This is a genomic window from Bifidobacterium sp. ESL0822 (genome assembly GCF_052606675.1).
This window is the reverse complement of record NZ_CP199596.1, coordinates 835,626-852,384: the sequence shown is the minus strand read 5'-3', so window position 1 is coordinate 852,384 and position 16,759 is coordinate 835,626. Positions and strand designations below refer to the sequence as shown.

Sequence of the window (16,759 nt, the reverse complement as noted above, 5' to 3'; positions counted from 1 at the left end):
AGGCTGACGGGGTCTTTCATCCCCGCCAGCGCAGGTACTGCCGGTAGACCTGCTCACAGGGGGCTCCCGTCAGCGTGGTCTCGATGTCCACCGGCCAGACGGGGGGCTCCTCTTCCCCGGTCAGAGCCCAGGCCGCCTGGCGGGCCGCACCAATGGCCACATATTCGTCCGGACGTGGTAGCTGCACATCCATGCCCAGGATTCCCGGGGCATAGGCTCTGACCGCTGAGGACTTGGCGCCGCCGCCGACCAGGAGGATCCTGGAGACTGTGGTGCCCAGCCGCTTCAGCAGCTCCAGACAGTCGCGCTGGGAGCAGAGCAGACCCTCCACGAATGCCCTGGCCAGGTTGGTGCGGGTGGTATTGGCCAGGGTCAACCCCTCCAGCCTGGCGTGGGCGTCAGGGCGGTTGGGCGTGCGCTCGCCGTCGAAGTAGGGGATCAGGGTGATGCCCTCGGCACCCGGCGAGGAATTCTTCGCCAGTTCGGCCAGACCGTCATAATCCGTTCCGAGAGCGGCCAGGCCCGCGTCGAGGATGCGTGATGCGTTGATGGTGCAGGCCAGGGGCAGCCAGTGGCCGGTCGCATCGGCGAATCCGGTCACCGAGGCGCTCATGTCATAGGCGGGGACCGGGCTGACCGCTGCAGCGACACCCGAGGTTCCCAGGGAGATGGAGACGTCGCCCACCTGCATGGCCAGGCCCAGCGCCGTCATGGCGTTGTCGCCTCCGCCCGGTGCGATGATGCAGCCGCCGGGCACATCCCTGCCGGCGATGCGGGGGTCGGCCTTGGCTCCGACCTGGTGGGGGCCAAGAACTTTAGGCAGAATCACACGCTCGGCCATGCCGCCGGGCAGGGCCATGGCCAGCAGGTCACGGCGATAGCAGTCGGCGGCTGGGTCGTAGTAGCCGGTGCCGGAGGCATCCGAGCGATCGGTGAAGAGATCCTCCAGTCCGGGTTCGGTCCCAGGGTCGGCTGCGGGGCCATGACCGGCGATGACCCAACTCAGCCAGTCGTGGGGGAGGCATATGGCCGCGATGGCTCTGGCATTATCCGGTTCCATCCGGCTGACCCAGGCCACCTTGGTGATGGTCAGCGAAGCCACCGGGGAGGATCCCACAGCCCGCACCCAGGCTTGTTTGCCGCGCATGGCCAGGTCCTGTTCCGGGCCCGGGTCCTTGTTTGTCCCGCCATTTTCCGCCTGAGCGCTTTCAGCCTCGCTGGTCTTGGACCTGGCTAGCCGGATGATGAGATCGTCGGCATCCGGAGCCGAACGCGTGTCGTTCCAGAGCAGGGCATCCCTGATCACCTGTCCCTGGTGGTCCAGCAATACCATGCCGTGCTGCTGGCCGCCCACGCTGATGGCAGAGACATCGTTCAGACCTCCCGCCTGGGCTGAGGCCTCCTGAAAGGCCTTCCACCAGGCCATGGGATCGACGCTGGTGCCTGCCGGATGTGGAGCCTTGCCAAAGCGAACCAGTCGACCGGTCCGGGCTTCGGTGACCCTTACCTTGCAGGACTGGGTCGATGTGTCCACTCCCGCCACCAGGATCTCATTCATGTCAGCCTCCTTGCTTTCTGGGCTCCGGTCTTTGGAGTACCCCATCATAGTATCTCAATTATTAAATCGATAAACTAAATGGCCTTGTTCCGGGTGCTCGCAATTGCTGACCCACCGTCGGACTCGAACGTAAGATGTTGGAGAGGCCCAGGATTCAGCGGGCCCATGTTCGTTCATGAAAGGTTGTTGAACCGTGACTGCCCTGCGCTCCATCAATCAGGATGATCTGAGAAACCACAACCTCTCGGTCATCATCGACACCATTCTGCGGTCGCCTACCTCGCTCAGCAGGGCGGATCTGGCCAAGGCCACAGGGCTGACCAAGGCCACCATGTCACTCCTGGCGGGCCTCCTGCTCAGGAATCGGGTGGTGCGCGAGGAGGAGCCCGAGACCTCCCAGAGCAGCCACGGACGACCCAGCACCCCGCTGTCCATCGCACACGGACGCTGGGCCGGCCTGGGCCTGCAGATCAACACCGATGGCTACGGCTGTCTGGCCGTGGATCTGGATGGGACCCTGATTGATTCGGCCTGGGTCAAGGATGACATGCACGAAGCGGAACCTGATCAGGTCTTCGCCAACCTGGAGAAGCTGGCCAAGCCCATCGAACGCAAGCTCTCCCGTCGCCACTACCGTACAGTGGGTTCGGGCCTGGCCCTGCCCGGTCTGGTCGGCGGCGACACCACCCTGCTTATGGCCCGCAATCTGGGATGGGAACGTCTGGATCTGCAGGACTTCCCCCTGGTTCGCCGTCTGGCTCCCCGAGTGGGCAACGAGGCGCGTCTGGCAGCCCTTGCACAGATTCCCGGCTACGCTGCCCAGCGTCCAGCCGACGGACATGAGGGGACGCTTTCACCCACGGACTCCTTTATTTACATCTCAACTGACATCGGCATCGGCGGGGCTGTGGTGCGCCGCGGGGCCGTGGAGACCGGGGATCATGGGTTCGCTGGCGAATTGGGGCATGCCTCGGTGGACCTGAACGGGCCCACCTGTCGTTGCGGCCGCCGCGGATGCCTGGAGACCTACGCCGGGCGTAGGGCCCTGGTTGAGGCGGCCGACATCGCCACCGGAGCCGAGGCGGTCACGCCTCAGGCCATGGAGGAACTCTACCGGCGCTGGCAGCAGGGAGACGCCAAGGCGGTCGACGCCATCGACCGCGGACTCGATGCCATGATTTCGGTCATTGCCTCCGCCATCAACATTGTCGACGTGGATACGGTCATCCTGGGGGGATTCTGGTCGCACTTCGGGGGAAATCTGGCCCAGCGCCTGCAGGATCGTCTCAATCAGCTGACCCTGGGCCGGGATGCCGTGGACATCCGTGTGCTCATCCCCACCCAGGCCGACTATCCGGCCCTGGAGGGAGCAGCGCTGGTGGGCCTGCGCCGTTTCATCGACAATCCGCTGGATTTCTTCGAGAACTGATAGGTCGAGGACCGAGACGCCCAAGGGTTCAATGACCAGCCTGAGACGGGTCGGAATCGGCAGGCATCCGCCTGCCGTCGACCCTGAAGAGGGCGTGGGCGTCTCCGCCCTGTAGGCGTTTCAGATAGGTTCGGGCTCGGGCCATGCGTTCCACAGTGGTCTGGGCCAGCGGGGCTGGGAGTTGATCGGGTTCGAACCAACCGACCGACAGGCTCTCCTCGTCACCCACAAAGGGGTCGGCATTGCCGCTGGGGTCGGGCCGGCAGATGAACAGATGATCCATGTACATGGTCCGGTCACCGTTGGCATAGGTGACCACCTCCCGGGAGGATGTGACCGCCGCCAGGTCGGTGACGATCACATCCACCCCGGTCTCCTCCTTGACCTCACGAACCACGGTGTCCGCCGGGTCCTCGCCGGGTTCGTTGATCCCGTAGACCAGGGCCCACTGGCCTGTGTCGGAGCGACGGCCCAGCAGGACACGGCCCTGGTCGTCGCTGACGAAGGCCGTTACGCCGTTCAGCCAGAGCAGGTCATGGCCTATGGACCGCCGCAGTCTGAGTACGAAGTCAGGAGTGGGCATATCAGTCCCGGTCCGGGTCGGCCAGCGCAGCCCGCTGGGCCATCCAGGCCTCCACCTCTTCCACGGTCTTGGGGATGCCTGCAGACAGCCACTGGGGTCCCTGCTCGGTCATGAGCACGTCGTCCTCCACGCGCACGCCGATGCCGCGGAACTCCGGGGGCACCAGCAGGTCGTTCTCCTTGAAGTAGAGTCCGGGCTCGATGGTGAAAATCATCCCTGGGGTGATCGGCGCGCCCTGGTAGGACTCGTACCTGGCCTCCGCGCAGTCGTGTACGTCCAGACCCAGGTGGTGGGCGCAGCCGCAGGCGTGCCAGCGCCGATGCTGCTGGCCCTGGGGGGAGAGGGACTCCTCCACGCTGACCTTGAGGATGCCCCACTCGTGCAAAGTTTCAGCCAGCACTCGCATGACGGCATGATGGATGTCCGAGTAGGTAGCACCGGGCTTGGCGGCTTCGAAGCCGGCCTGCTGGGCCTTGAGCACAGTCTGGTAGATCCGCTTCTGCAATGGGCTGAAGGTGCCGCCTACGGGGAAGGTGCGGGTGATGTCGGCCGTGTAGAGGCTGTTGACCTCCACGCCGGCATCAATCAGGAGCAGGTCGCCTTTCCGGACTGTCCCGTCGTTGCGCATCCAGTGCAGAATGGGAGCGTGCTTGCCCGAGGCGATGATGGAACCGTAGCCCACATCGTTGCCTTTCTCGCGGGCGTTGGCATTGAAAACGCCTTCCAGCATCCGCTCGGAACGGGGTTTGCCCACCACCCGGGGCAGGTGGGTCAGAATCCGGTCGAACCCGTCCTTGGTGGCGGCGATGGCCTTGCGCATCTCGCCCACCTCGTAGTCGTCCTTGATCATGCGGGCTTCGGAGGTGAACTCCTCGAGCTTGTCGTCGGCCTCCTCATTACGGTCAGGGCCGCCGATGCCATTGGCCTTGCGGGCGGCTTCCACCTGGTTCAGGACCTCCTGGTCGGCAGTGCGGATCACCCGCAGCTTGACCGCTCCCTGATCCGGTCCCAGATCCTTGGCGATGGCATCGGGGAAGGTGGCGATGTCCTTGGTGGGGATGCCGGTCATGATGGCCAGTTCCCGCAGTCCGGCCCGGGGGCCCACCCAATACTCCCCGTACTGTGAGGAACGGTAGTAGTCACGGGTGGACTGATCGGCCCGGGGATGGACGAAGAGCTCGGGGGTATGGGTCAGGCCCTGGGCGGCCTCCGGACCGTCGGGGTCCACCGGGTCCAGGACCAGGATGGCCCCGGGTTCGTAGTCCTCGCCCAGGCCCGTGTAGTAGGCGAAGGTGGTATCTGGGCGGAAGGCGTAATCGTTGTCGTTGTTTCGGGTCTTGTAGGAACCGGCGGGGATGACCAGGCGTTCGCCGGGGAAGCGCCGGCCCAGTTCACGCAGACGGCGCTCAGTGTATTTGCTGGACTCCAGCGGCTCGATCTGGGGCTCCTGGGCCTGCCAGCCGGTGGTCATGAACTTTTGGAAAGCGGCGGAGTTGGGGCGCAGGGTGCGGTTGTTCACCCGGTCTTGCATGTTCTGCTCATCCAGGTCCACATTCTTGGGATCGGTGTCTCCTTGTAGATGCTCCTGAGCGGATACGGTCACGTCCAGCCTCCTTGAAATTCCGGTTCTGACTATGTTGGTTCCATGGTAGTGCGTTCGGCCGATGTGACAGTCGGCTGTTTCGGCCCTCAATCGGGGCCGATGGCGCATAGAATGGGCGGGAAGCATCCACAGCCAGCAGGAGGCGCAGGCAGAATATGTCATTCGAACACCCCAACAGCAAGGGTCAGAATATTCGCGATGTCGAGCGGGCCATCATGTCGCGTCCCGCCGAGCATGACAGCCCCAATCTGGATCTTGACAGGATGGGGATGATGCTGGACCTGCTGGGCCACCCCGAGCATAGCTTCCGGGTCATCCACGTCACCGGGACCAACGGCAAGGGGTCCACGGCGCGGATGGCCGAGGCCCTGGTGAGGGCCTATGGTCTACGCACTGGGCTCTACACCTCGCCCCACCTGGAGAGGATCAACGAGCGGATCGCCATTGACGGCAAGGAGCTTTCAGACGAGGACTTCGTAGACATCTACCAGCAGATCGAGGATTTCATCGCCATGGTGGACGACCGCTTCGCCCAGCAGGGCAGGGCTCCCATGAGCTTCTTCGAGGTCCTGACCGCCATGGCCGTCTGGGCCTTCGCCGACGCCCCCGTGGACGTGGCCATCGTCGAGGTGGGGATGGGCGGCCGCTGGGATGCCACCAACGTCCTCGATGGTGACGCTTCCATCATCGGACCTGTGGACATGGATCACATGCAGTGGCTGGGGGATACGGTCGAACAGATAGCGGGGGAGAAGGCCGGAATCATCAAGCCCAAGTCCACGGTCATCGTCGGCGCCCAGCCCCATGAGGATGCCGTCATGCCCATCATCGAGCAGGCCGTGCGCGAGCAGGGCGCCCCCACACTGTTGAGGGACGGCAACGAGCTGGAGGTGGTCTCCCGCATGCCCGCAGTCGGCGGTCAGGTGGCCACCTTGCGCACGCCCCAGGGGCTCTACAAGGATGTGCCCATTGACAAGTTCGGGGAGCATCAGGCCCACAACGCCCTGGCGGCCCTGGCGGCGGCTGAGACGGTCATCCCCGTCAACGGGGCCCTGGACCAGGATCTGGTGGCCGAGGCTTTGAGCCAGGTGCGCATCCCTGGACGGATCGAGCAGGTGCGTACCTCGCCCACCATCATCATCGACGGTGGGCACAATCTGAATGCGGCCCAGTCTCTGCGTGCGGCCATTGAGGAGAACTACGACTTCAAGCAGCTGGTAGGCGTGATTTCCATGATGGCCGACAAGCAGGTGGAGGACTATCTGGGCCTGCTGGAGCCCGTGCTGGACAGCGTCGTGGTCACCGAGAACTCCTGGAAGGGTCGGGTCATGCCGGCCGAGGATCTGGAGCGAGTGGCGGTGAGGGTCTTCGGGCCCGACAGGGTGGTCCGGCGTGATCGTATGCCTGACGCCATCCAGACGGCCGTCGACATGGTCGACAGCGAGGATCAGACCGGGGTGGGCTACGGCCGAGGGGTGCTGATCTGCGGCAGCTTCGTCACCGCCGGCGACGCCCGCACCCTGCTGGCCGAGCGGCCCAACCCCGATCTGGCCAAACCTAAGGCGGAGCGCGCCTGATGTATCTCAAGGAGCTGACCCTCAAGGGCTTCAAGTCCTTCGCCTCGGCCACCACCCTGCGCTTCGAGCCGGGCATCACCGCCGTGGTGGGCCCCAACGGATCAGGCAAATCCAACATCGTCGACGCCCTGGCCTGGGTCATGGGTGAGCAGGGGGCCAAGAGCCTGCGCGGCGGATCCATGGAGGATGTCATCTTCGCCGGCACCTCCTCCAGACCGCCGTTGGGCCGGGCTCAGGTCACCCTGACCATCGACAACACCGATCGGACCTTGGACATCGACTACACCGAGGTCACCATCAGTCGGACCATCTATCGAAACGGCGGGTCAGAATACGCCATCAATGGGTCCGACTGCCGCCTGCTGGACATTCAGGAGCTGCTCAGCGACACCGGGCTGGGCCAGCAGATGCACGTGATCGTCGGCCAGGGGCGGCTGGATGCCATCCTGCGGGCTGATCCGGCCGGCCATCGTGCCTTCATCGAGGAGGCGGCCGGCATCCTCAAGCATCGCAAGCGCAAGGAAAGGGCCCTGCACAAGCTGGCCAACACCGAGACCAACCTTTCCCGTCTGGATGATCTGATCGGCGAGATTCATCGGCAGTTGGGGCCGCTGGGCCGCCAGGCCAAGGTCTCCCGCCGGGCCGACATGATCCAGGTCAGCCTGCGGGACGCCCAGGCCCGTATCCATGCCGACGATGCCCTGACCTCGCAGAAGAAGCTGGAGGATCTGCGCTCGCGGATGGTAGAGACCCGGGGGCGGCTGGCCCGGGGGCAGGAGGATCTGACCAGGGTAAAGCTGCGCATCGAACAGTTGGAGGGGCTGGATAGGCAGTCCAGTCCGGCCCTGGATGCGGTCAACCAGCAGTGGAATGACCTGACCAAACTCGGCGAACGGGCCGGTTCCCTGGCATCCCTGGCCAGGGAGCGCAGCCGTTCGCTGGAGGCCGGCATGGTGGCCGACCAGGGGCAGGACCCCGGGGTGCTCAGACGGCGGGCCGACGAGCTCAAGGGCCAGGCCGACCAGGAGGAGGCCCAGGTTGGAGCCGATCGGATCGCCCTGGATGGCCGCGTTCAAGCCCGTGCGGATCTGGAGCGGCGGCTGGCCGCCCACCGGCAGACCATGACCGAGCTGCGGCAGGCGGCCAGAAAGCGGCAGGCTCGGTTGGGCGATCTGGCACAGCTGGTGGCCAAGGAGGAATCGGCCCTGGAACTTTCCAGGCAACGTGAGCGTGACCTGACCAGTCAGCAGGATCAGCTCAGGGAAGGCCTGGAGCGGGCCAGAAACCGGGTACGGGACCTGGATAATCAGGAGGAAAGCCCCGACCAGGACGGCAAGCAGGCCCTTGATCAGGCAAATCGAGTCAGGGACCAGGCCCGCAGCAGACTCAACGACCTCGAGGAGCGCGAACGCCGCATCCGCTCCGATGCCATCTCGGCTCAGGCCAAGGCTGATGCCCTGGCGGACACGCTGGAGCATCGCGGAGCTGGCGAGGCCCTGTCCCAGGACGGGGATCCGGCACTGCTGGGCCTGCTGACTGACTTCGTCCAAGTGGAGGAGGGCTGGGAGGAGCCCCTTGCCCAGGCCCTGCACGACTATGCCTCGGCCCTGGTGGCCAAGGATGGCCAGACGGTCGACCAGACCTTGGAGCGGGCCCGCCAGGATCGCCTGGGACGCGCTGCGCTGATCTCGGCATCAGACCCTCTCGAGGGGGCAGGCATAAGGTCTGGTGACGGTCCCTGGCGGTCGGCCGCCGACCTGGTGGCCCTGCGGGAGCATCCTGCCGACCCCGAACATGCCCAGGGGGTGCTGGCGGCTGTCCGCAGTCTGCTGGCCTCCACGGCTGCCGTCGATGACGCTGATCAGGCTCGCCGTGCCCTGGAGGACGGATGGCAGCATGCGCTGACCAGCCTGGGCGATCTCTACGACCGGGTAGGTGCTGTGGGAGGTTCCGCCCCGGCCACCAGCGACCTGGCACTGACCGCACGCAGGGATAAGGCCCTGGCGCAGGTGGAGGCCCTCCAGGAGGAATCCAAAACACTGCAGCCGCAGATGGATGCGGCCCGTGCCGCCCTTGAGCAGGCTGAAAAGAGGTTGCAGGAGGCGCGCAACCGGTGCACCGAGGCCCGGGTCAAGGCCGAGCAGGCTGCCGGGGAGCTGGCGGCAGCCCGCAAGGAATCGGATCGAGCCCAGGCCGGGGTCAGGGATCTGGCTGACAGGCTGACCCAGGTGCGCGACCAGATGCGCACCCACGAGCTCAAACTGGAGGATCTCAAGGCCGGCCTGGCCCGTGCCCAGGAGGACGGCGGATCTGATTCTGATGACCCGGAGGGCATGGAAGACCGGCAGCATGAATTGGAGACGGCCCTGGACCAGGCCCGCACCGCCGAGATGGAGGCCAAGCTGACCTGGACCGAGAGCGACCGGCGGCATGCCTCCCTGTTGCGTCAGATTGATCTGCTTCGGGATCAGGCCGACCAGGCCGAACGCCATCGTCAGCGGATAGGCGAAGAGAACCGCCGGCGCAAGGTCGGCATGGCATCTCTCGGGCAAATCGCGCTCAGGGCCGACCTGCTGGCCCAGCTGATCCAGGCGAGGATGGAGCATACAGCCCGTCGCCGGGATCAGCTCAGGGCCAAGGCTTCGGCCCACGACAAGGAGCTGACCGATCTGCGGGCCAGCAGGGACGCTCTGGAACCCAGGGTGGCCGGTCTGCGCCAGGATGAGCACGGTCTGGACCTGGAGCGTGAGCGTCTGGCAGGTGAAGACGGCCGTCTTCGTCAGCGCATCCAGGATGACCTGGGTATGGAGCCGGAGGAGCTGATCCGCGAATACGGCCCCGACCGCCCGGTTCCTGTTCTGGATGACGAGGGCAACCCGGTCCCCTTGGAGCAGGATGCAACGGAGGAAGACGGGAATTCACCAGACTTTAGGACAGTGCCCTACCAGCGCGGTGAGCAGGAGAAGCGGCTGGCCAAGGCCAAGCGGGACCTGGCCGCTCTGGGCAAGGTCAACCCGCTGGCCACCGAGGAATACGAGGCCCTGGAGTCCCGCAACCGCTACCTGCACGAGCAGCGTCAGGATGTAATAGGCTCACGGGATGACCTGATGGCCCTGGTCAAGGATCTGGATTCGACCATGGTCACGGTTTTCAAAGAGGCCTTCGACGACACCGCCCAGGCCTTCGAACACATCTTCGCCACCCTCTTTCCCGGCGGGCGTGGACGGCTGCGGCTGGAGGATCCGGATGACCTGCTGACCACCGGTGTTCTGGTCGAGGCCAGCCCGGCCGGCAAGAAGGTACGTCGGCTCTCCCTGCTTTCGGGCGGGGAGCGGTCGTTGACGGCCCTGGCCCTGCTCCTGGCCATCTTTACGGCCAGGCCCAGCCCCTTCTACGTCATGGATGAGGTCGAGGCCGCCCTGGACGACGTCAACCTGACCAGGCTGCTCAAGGCCTTCGAGCAGCTGCGCGAGCATGCTCAGCTGATCATCATCACCCACCAGCAGCGGACCATGGGCATTGCCGACGCCCTCTACGGGGTCACCATGCGGGGGGACGGGGTGACGGCCGTCATCTCCCAGCGGCTGGAGGATCCGAATCGTTCCGGTCGCGAAGATCCCGAGCCCAATCAAGGGTGACCCTGGCCAGAACCGCCTGGGAGTCCACGATGGGCAGCTGCGGCATGGGGTAGGCCTCGTTGAGCACTGAGAGCTCGGTGCAGCCCAGTATGCCGGTTGGAATTTTTTCCTCTGTTGAAACCATCTACCAGGTTCTCGTGCGTCCCACTCTGCCACGGGGCATTCGGATTTCCATATTAGAATCTTGTCGGGTAGTCATCCCTGGGTTGCCCCGGTGGCTCCCAGATCGTAGCTTTTCGTGCCCAGCAGGCGAGCAACCACATGGTCGTCGCCCTCATAGGGCACGTGGCCGCCGTCCTTCTTGATCCAGCGTTCCTCGCCCTTGCCGATGACCAGGGTGACGCGCAAACGGTCCCCTGGCCGGCCTGGATTCCCCAGGGCCTGCTTGATGGCCTGGGTCCTGTCCGGCTCGATGCTGACATCCAGTTCCGGGTTGGTCACGAAGCCCAGCATCTGCCGGTCCACCTGGTCCGAGCTTTCTCCGTCCTCGTCGTCGGCGGTCAGGATCAGTCGATCGACACGGTCCTGGGCGGCGCTGACGATGCCCTCCCTGCGGTCGATGGCCTTGCCACCAGCTGAACCGGAGACCAGGGTGATCAGGGGCCTGCGCTGGCCATAGCGCTCGTCCACGAAATCCAGGAGGGCCGTGACCGAGGCCTTGTTGTGGGCGTAGTCGACGTAGACCACCCGGTTGTCGGCCTTGAAGCGTTCCATCCTGCCGGCGATTCTGACGCTCTCCATGGCCTGGATGGCTCCGGCATCAGGCTCCAGACCAAGACGGGTCAGCATGGCCAGGGCGGCGGCAGCGTTCAGGGCGTTGAAATCCCCGTCCATGGACAGGCTGACCGGCCGCAGGGTTCCGCCAAAGGGCCCTATCAGGTAGTCGTCGCCATTGCCGGGTGCCTTACGGACCAGGAAGTCGGCCTGTCGGGTTTCATCGCCGAAGGTGGTCACCGGAACGCCGGCGGCGCGGGCATCCTGACGGATCAGGTCGGCTCCTTGCGCATCGGCTCCCAGGACCAGCTGCCGGCTGTTGTATGTTATGCGGCGCTTGCAGTAGAAGTAGTCCTCGAAGCTGGGATGCTCGATGGGGCTGATGTGGTCTGGGGAGATGTTCAGGAATGCTCCCAGATCGAAGGTCAGCCCGTAGACCCGGTCCACCTTGTAGGCCTGGGAGGAGACCTCCATGACCATATAGCGCATGCCCGCATCCACCGCCTGGCGCATCATTCGGAAGAGGTCCAGCGACTCTGGAGTAGTCAGCTGGGATTCCTGGTAGTGCCGGCCGTCCAGGCAGTTGTCCACCGAGGAGAGCAGGGCGGCGCGTCCCTCGGAGAGCCTGGAGAGCATGGCCTGCAGGAAGTAGGCAGTGGTGGTCTTGCCCTTGGTACCGGTGATTCCCACCAGGGTCAGCCGGTCCTGGGGGCGGCCATAGAAGGCTGAGGCAAGCAGGCTCATGGATTTGCGCACGTCATTGACGATGATCCCCGGAGCCTTGGTGTGTGTGGACAGGTCCTGCTGGGCCACGTAGGCCGCCGGTCCTTCCGGGCCGCAGGAATCCAGATATTCAGGCAGAAAGCGTCCCTTGCAGAAGAGCAGGCTGCCAGGTCCCACCTGACGGGTGTCATAGGTGACATCGGTGAAAGGCTTGGATGGCTGGATATCCTCGGACGAATCCAAGGTCCACCGGTCACCTTGGATCACCTCGCGCAACTGATCATGTCCGTGCAGTAGCTCCAAGGCCGAAGCCATCGTCAGCGCCATGCCATCCTCCCCCTTGTCCGTTGGGTTGTGTCTGTCCCGATAGGAGACCTGAATGAGACCAGACCCAAGTCTATAACCCCGTTGAGGTCGAAGGAGGCGGGCCCGGCGACCCCTTGACTGAATGGTCAAATGCGGGGTGGCCGCTCATCCTGACCGTCCCCTGCCAGGTATTTGCAGGCAGCGGCGGTGGGCATCAGGGCCGGGGGTCAGAGCCAGGAGTCGGTGACCGGACGGCGGCCCTGGGAGGTCAGGTACTGGTTGAAGTGGTCCCGCCATTTTGCCTGCGCCTGCCGCTGCCAGTCCATGAGGGAGTCCATGGTGATTCGGGCCACCTGGGGGAAGAGGGTGGTCATGGGCTTGATCAGGTCAACGGCCGCCACTGTATCCGCCGTGGCATTGTGGAAATTGCCATGGGGGATGACGCCGTAGTATTCGCTGGTCACTCCCAGGGTGCGGCGGCCCGACCGGTGGGAGATCTCCCTGTCCAGGACCAGAGGGTCCACCACCAGCAGATCCCCCTGGCCCAGGGGCTTGACTGAGCCTGCACACCAGTGGGCGATGTCCCCGTCCAGCATCTGTACGTCGAAGGGGGCGTTGTAGGCCAGCAGGGGGATGCGCTTGTCCTGGGCGAGGGCAATGAACCCGGCCATCTGGGCGGTGGCCAGCTCAGGCTCCATGCCCTCGGCGGCAAGTTGCTGATCGGTGAACCCGTTGACCCGGCTGGCCCCCTTGCTGATATGTCGGTGCGGATTGACTATCCAGGTGGCTACCACATCCCCTGCGTAGCCCTTGGACGGGTCGCGCAGAACCAGGCTGGCCGAAACAATGCCGTCCCTGCCTGGTTTGGTGCCCGTGGTCTCGGTGTCGAATCCCAGAAGCCAGGAGTCCCCTAGGCGTGTCGATCCCTCTTGCTGGGGGGCGGACTGTAGCGCCTGCTCCATGCTTGTGTACTCGGTGTTTTCCATAAGCGTGATTTCTCCTCAGTCATTATGGTAACCGAGGACCGACCTGCCCGCGACCGGGTCGAAACAGCGACGGGCGAGGGGGGATGGCACAATAGGGGTGTGGCAGATACCAGCGAACTCGAAAGCAGAAAACGTCAATTCGAGGCCCTGGCCATGCCTGCGGTGGATGTGCTCTACCGCCAGGCCATGCGCCTGACCAACAACCCCGACGATGCCCAGGATCTGGTCCAGGATACCTTCGAGCGCGGATTCAAGGCCTTCGACCGCTTCCAGCCCGGCAGCAATTTCGAGGCCTGGATGACCACCATCGAGCGCAACGCCTACTTCAACCAGTATCACAAGGCCAAGCGGCGCCCGCAAAGGGCCAACGATTCGACCGGCGAGTACAACGACTGGGATATCTACTCGGCCTCGGAGCACGGGTCCGAGGGGCTTAAATCCGCCGAGCAGGAATACATGGAGACCTTTGCCCCCGAGGAGATCATGGCCGCCCTGGACCGGCTCAGTCCGGAACGCCGACGGGTCTTCATCGACGCCGCCATCGATGGCAAGAGCTACCAGCAGGTGGCCGACGAGGAGGGCATCAAGATCGGCACGGTCATGAGCCGATTGAACCGTGCGCGCTCGCAGCTGCGTCAGGAGCTGGAGCGATATGCCAAGGAACGCGGCTACCAGCAGGAGCACGGGGCTGCAGGCAAGCCCTCAGCGGAACACCATGGCGCTGTTACGGCCAGGCCTAGTATAAAAAAAGAGATGAACAGCAAGGGGCATTGAGGGCCCCCGAAGATTGGGTATCAGGAAGCGGGCAGGAGCATGGACGGACGCGTGGAGATGAGTCACTACGCCTACGATGACGGCGGCTCTGTCAGGGTGACCCACACCAGCCTGCGCATCTACCAGGATGCCTCCTGCGTTGATCCCAGTGACTGCTTCGATCCGGAATCCTGCTGCGACGAGCGGGAGCGCATGGTCATCGAGGAGCTGCGTCGGTATCTGCGTCCCGAATGCGCACCGGACTGTCTGCTGGATCGGCTCAGGCACATGTTCGATCAGATGGATGAACTGGGACAGGGGGCCCCTGAACGCAGTACGGACAAGTAGATCCGGTCAAGTAGTTCCAGTCGCTTTCTTGGCAGGGCGACGGTTCCGTCAGACTATTCAGGCTATTGCAGAGACCATGGTCATGCCTATGCAACCATGGTTTTATTTTTACGTATATATGCAAAACCCCGGCACCGTTGGTGCCGGGGCAGACGATCAGGTGTTCGGCCTCTTGCCGTGGTTGGCGGCCTTCTTGCGGCGATCCCTGCGCTTGCGTCCGCGCATGCCCATGATTGGACTCCTTTGCTACTGATGATCCGATAAGCCTTGCCGATTATCGCACACCGGGCTGACCTTTGTCGACCAGCCAGGACGCTTAGAGCTGTTGTGCCCGGTATCCCACCTGGGTGGTGTAGACGGCGGCAGGCTGCAGAATGACCAGGTTCCGTCCAGTTCTGAAAGCGTTGGCATAGGCGGTCATGGGCTCCACGGCAACGCCGGCCGGGCGCATACCTGCGTCAAAGCCGGTCCCGGTGCAGACCTGCCAGGAGGTGATGGTCTCATCGCCCCAGAGCTGAATGCGGATGCCGTCCGGCCTGGTGAACCAGGCCGAGCATGTGCCGTCATCGTCTCGTTCCACATCGGTCCAGGCATCGTCAAAGGCCGTATCCTCGCCCAGCGCAGGACCCTGGCGCAGATCGGTTCGTCCCTGGACGGGTTCGGTTCCGGTGGGCAGCAGCCTGTCCGGATCGACCACCACGTGGGTGCGGCAGGGGATGGACAGGGTGCAGGGGGCGTTGTCCTTCTGAATCTGGTCACCGACGCCCTGCTTGCCGTTGGCCAGCCAGGGGTGGATGCCGAAGGCCCAGGGTGCGGCCTCGTCGCCCAGGTTCAGGGCCCTGGTGGTCATGGTCAGCCCCTGGTCGTCCAGGGTGTAGGTGACGGTGACCACCACGTCGAAGGGGTATCCGCCCATGTCCGGCACCCGCCAGGAGAGGCTGACGGAGTCCTCGGTCAGGGCTTGCAGCCGCCAGTAGGCCCGGTATCCGTAGCCGTGGATGGCGGTGTTCCGGTCGTGCTCGTCGATGGGCAGGGTGTATGTGTGACCCTGGAATTCGTAGGTGCCGTCCTCAATCCGGTTGGGGAAGGGTACCAGCACGTTCCCGTTGCTGCAGGGTACGGTTCCATCCGGATCGAATGAGGCCAGCAGGTCCTTTCCCCGGTATTTCAGGACGCGCAGGATGGCTCCCAGCTCGGTCACCACCGCCTCGTAATCCCCATGACGGATGCTGTACTGCTGTCCTGTCCGGGGCACGGCCCCGCCCATCATCTCGTTCGTATGCATACTCCCACTTCCATAGTGCCGTTGATGCTTGGTACGCCACCATCCTAGCGCCTGGTTGGTCTTGGCTTCTTGGTGAAAGAGTGGCGGTTGGACTACCGGGGGACGTTCCGGCTTTCTACCATGGACTTGCAGTGTCCGGGATTGCCCGGATTGACATCGATAAGGAGCAGCAGTGGCAGGATTTCGGACCACCGTGTGCGAACAGCCAACCCCACAGGGCCATGGGCGGGTCATCCTGGCTGATCCGCGCGGGTTCTGTGCGGGGGTGGACCGTGCCATCCAGACCGTGCAGACCATCCTGGATGCGGACAATCCCCACCAGGGTCTGCCACCGGTCTATGTGCGTCGGCAGATAGTCCACAACCGGCATGTGGTCGAGGACCTGTCCAGGCGTGGAGCCGTGTTCGTGGATGAGCTGGACCAGATTCCTGAGCAGGCGGTCCGTGCCGGGGTACCTGTGGTCTTCTCAGCCCATGGAATCGCTCCCTCGGTCGTCAAGGAGGCCCAGCGGCGCGGGATGCGAGTGGTTGATGCCTCATGTCCTCTGGTCAGCAAGGTCCACCGGGAGGTGCAGCGCTTCGTGCGGGACGGCTACCGGATCATTTACATAGGTCACCGGGGGCATGACGAGGCTGTCGGAGTCATGGGGGAGGCCCCTGACCGGGTTCATTTGGTGGAGCATGAGGCTGATATCGAGGCCTTGGACTTCGGGCCCGACACGCCGCTGGTCATGCTGACCCAGACCACTCTGAGCCTTGATGAGACCGCCGACCTGGCTGCAGCCCTGCGTCGACGCTTCCCCTGGATTGAGGAGCCACCGGGTTCCGACATCTGCTACGCCACCCAGAACAGACAGCAGGCGGTCAAGCTGGTGGCCGGTCAGGCGGACTGCATGATTGTGGTGGGGTCGGCCAACTCCTCCAATTCGGTGCGTCTGGTCGAGGTGGCCCGTCAGGCCCTGGATGCGCGCTTTCCTGGTCAGGGCCAGCAAAGGGCCCACCGGGTCGACGATGCGGGGGAGCTGGATCCGACCTGGCTGCAGGGCATGGATTCGGTAGGGCTCACCTCGGGTGCCTCGGTTCCCGAAAACCTGGTTCAGGGTGTGCTGGAGACCCTGGCCTCCCGGGGGTTCACCCAGGTGACCCGGGAACGAGCAGTCGACGAGCACATGCACTTCGTCCTGCCTGCTGCCCTGCGCTCAGCACGTGCATCCAGGAAGGTTCCACAGCCGCAGGGCTAAGCCCCAGCGCTAAAAT

General features: G+C 64.4%; 13 protein-coding genes. 6 read left to right on the top strand and 7 right to left on the bottom strand.

Features of this window, described 5'->3' with window-relative positions:
* Positions 1-16 precede the first annotated feature (16 nt).
* Complete coding sequence (locus ACUIAF_RS03520) at positions 17-1,558, bottom strand: xylulokinase (RefSeq protein WP_110416994.1); 1,542 nt, start codon at positions 1,556-1,558, stop codon at positions 17-19.
* 193 nt (positions 1,559-1,751) lie between these two features.
* Between ACUIAF_RS03520 and ACUIAF_RS03515 the strand changes: the two genes are divergently transcribed.
* Positions 1,752-2,987, top strand: coding sequence for an ROK family protein (locus ACUIAF_RS03515; protein ID WP_110416995.1), 1,236 nt, complete (start codon positions 1,752-1,754; stop codon positions 2,985-2,987).
* 28 nt (positions 2,988-3,015) lie between these two features.
* Here the strand turns inward: ACUIAF_RS03515 and ACUIAF_RS03510 are convergent, their stop codons facing one another.
* Both ACUIAF_RS03510 and ACUIAF_RS03505 read right to left on the bottom strand, forming a co-directional pair.
* Positions 3,016-3,570, bottom strand: a complete 555-nt coding sequence (locus ACUIAF_RS03510; protein WP_110416996.1) for an NUDIX hydrolase — start codon at positions 3,568-3,570, stop codon at positions 3,016-3,018.
* 1 nt (position 3,571) lies between these two features.
* A complete protein-coding gene (locus tag ACUIAF_RS03505) occupies positions 3,572-5,173 on the bottom strand; it encodes an aminopeptidase P family protein (protein WP_445339031.1) in 1,602 nt (533 codons plus the stop codon).
* 155 nt (positions 5,174-5,328) lie between these two features.
* On the opposite strand from ACUIAF_RS03505, the gene ACUIAF_RS03500 reads away from it, so the two are divergent.
* The gene (locus ACUIAF_RS03500; RefSeq protein WP_445339030.1) at positions 5,329-6,750 is read left to right on the top strand and encodes a bifunctional folylpolyglutamate synthase/dihydrofolate synthase; all 1,422 of its coding nucleotides are present in this window, start codon (positions 5,329-5,331) and stop codon (positions 6,748-6,750) included.
* On the top strand, positions 6,750-10,388 hold the full coding sequence (smc, locus tag ACUIAF_RS03495; protein WP_445339029.1) for a chromosome segregation protein SMC: 3,639 nt from the start codon (positions 6,750-6,752) through the stop codon (positions 10,386-10,388). Before ACUIAF_RS03500 ends, smc begins: the two co-directional genes overlap by 1 nt.
* Positions 10,389-10,583: 195 nt before the next feature.
* On the opposite strand, the gene ACUIAF_RS03490 is transcribed toward smc, so the two are convergent.
* A complete protein-coding gene (locus ACUIAF_RS03490; RefSeq protein ID WP_445339028.1) occupies positions 10,584-12,152 on the bottom strand; it encodes a UDP-N-acetylmuramoyl-L-alanyl-D-glutamate--2,6-diaminopimelate ligase in 1,569 nt (522 codons plus the stop codon).
* Between the two features lie 206 nt (positions 12,153-12,358).
* Positions 12,359-13,117, bottom strand: a complete 759-nt coding sequence (locus ACUIAF_RS03485) for an exonuclease domain-containing protein (RefSeq protein ID WP_445339027.1) — start codon at positions 13,115-13,117, stop codon at positions 12,359-12,361.
* Between the two features lie 153 nt (positions 13,118-13,270).
* Here ACUIAF_RS03485 and ACUIAF_RS03480 point away from each other — a divergent pair, with 153 nt between their 5' ends.
* Together ACUIAF_RS03480 and ACUIAF_RS03475 are read left to right on the top strand one after the other, a co-directional pair.
* Entirely contained in the window at positions 13,271-13,891 is a 621-nt protein-coding gene (locus ACUIAF_RS03480) for a sigma-70 family RNA polymerase sigma factor (RefSeq protein WP_445339152.1), read from the top strand.
* Between the two features lie 39 nt (positions 13,892-13,930).
* Positions 13,931-14,218, top strand: a complete 288-nt coding sequence (locus ACUIAF_RS03475) for a hypothetical protein (RefSeq protein ID WP_015021605.1) — start codon at positions 13,931-13,933, stop codon at positions 14,216-14,218.
* Positions 14,219-14,374: 156 nt separating this feature from the next.
* On the opposite strand, the gene ACUIAF_RS03470 is transcribed toward ACUIAF_RS03475, so the two are convergent.
* Positions 14,375-14,449: a 50S ribosomal protein bL37 gene (locus tag ACUIAF_RS03470; RefSeq protein ID WP_099327425.1), complete on the bottom strand. Its 75-nt coding sequence runs from the start codon at positions 14,447-14,449 to the stop codon at positions 14,375-14,377.
* An 85-nt stretch (positions 14,450-14,534) separates the two neighbouring features.
* Complete coding sequence (locus ACUIAF_RS03465; protein WP_198203818.1) at positions 14,535-15,503, bottom strand: aldose 1-epimerase family protein; 969 nt, start codon at positions 15,501-15,503, stop codon at positions 14,535-14,537.
* Between the two features lie 172 nt (positions 15,504-15,675).
* On the opposite strand from ACUIAF_RS03465, the gene ACUIAF_RS03460 reads away from it, so the two are divergent.
* Positions 15,676-16,743 carry a 4-hydroxy-3-methylbut-2-enyl diphosphate reductase gene (locus tag ACUIAF_RS03460; protein ID WP_445339026.1) on the top strand — a complete coding sequence of 356 codons (1,068 nt, stop codon included), beginning with the start codon at positions 15,676-15,678 and terminating at the stop codon, positions 16,741-16,743.
* The last annotated feature ends 16 nt before the right edge of the window (positions 16,744-16,759 follow it).

What these genes read in the sequence shown, in the direction of transcription:
- ACUIAF_RS03520 (WP_110416994.1), bottom strand. Translation starts at nt 1,558, where the DNA reads ATGAATGAGATCCTGGTGGCGGGAGTGGACACATCGACCCAGTCCTGC.
- ACUIAF_RS03510 (WP_110416996.1), bottom strand. Translation starts at nt 3,570, where the DNA reads ATGCCCACTCCTGACTTCGTACTCAGACTGCGGCGGTCCATAGGCCAT.
- ACUIAF_RS03500 (WP_445339030.1), top strand. Translation starts at nt 5,329, where the DNA reads ATGTCATTCGAACACCCCAACAGCAAGGGTCAGAATATTCGCGATGTC.
- smc (WP_445339029.1), top strand. Translation starts at nt 6,750, where the DNA reads ATGTATCTCAAGGAGCTGACCCTCAAGGGCTTCAAGTCCTTCGCCTCG.
- ACUIAF_RS03490 (WP_445339028.1), bottom strand. Translation starts at nt 12,152, where the DNA reads ATGGCGCTGACGATGGCTTCGGCCTTGGAGCTACTGCACGGACATGAT.
- ACUIAF_RS03485 (WP_445339027.1), bottom strand. Translation starts at nt 13,117, where the DNA reads ATGGAAAACACCGAGTACACAAGCATGGAGCAGGCGCTACAGTCCGCC.
- ACUIAF_RS03480 (WP_445339152.1), top strand. Translation starts at nt 13,271, where the DNA reads ATGCCTGCGGTGGATGTGCTCTACCGCCAGGCCATGCGCCTGACCAAC.
- ACUIAF_RS03475 (WP_015021605.1), top strand. Translation starts at nt 13,931, where the DNA reads ATGGACGGACGCGTGGAGATGAGTCACTACGCCTACGATGACGGCGGC.
- ACUIAF_RS03465 (WP_198203818.1), bottom strand. Translation starts at nt 15,503, where the DNA reads ATGCATACGAACGAGATGATGGGCGGGGCCGTGCCCCGGACAGGACAG.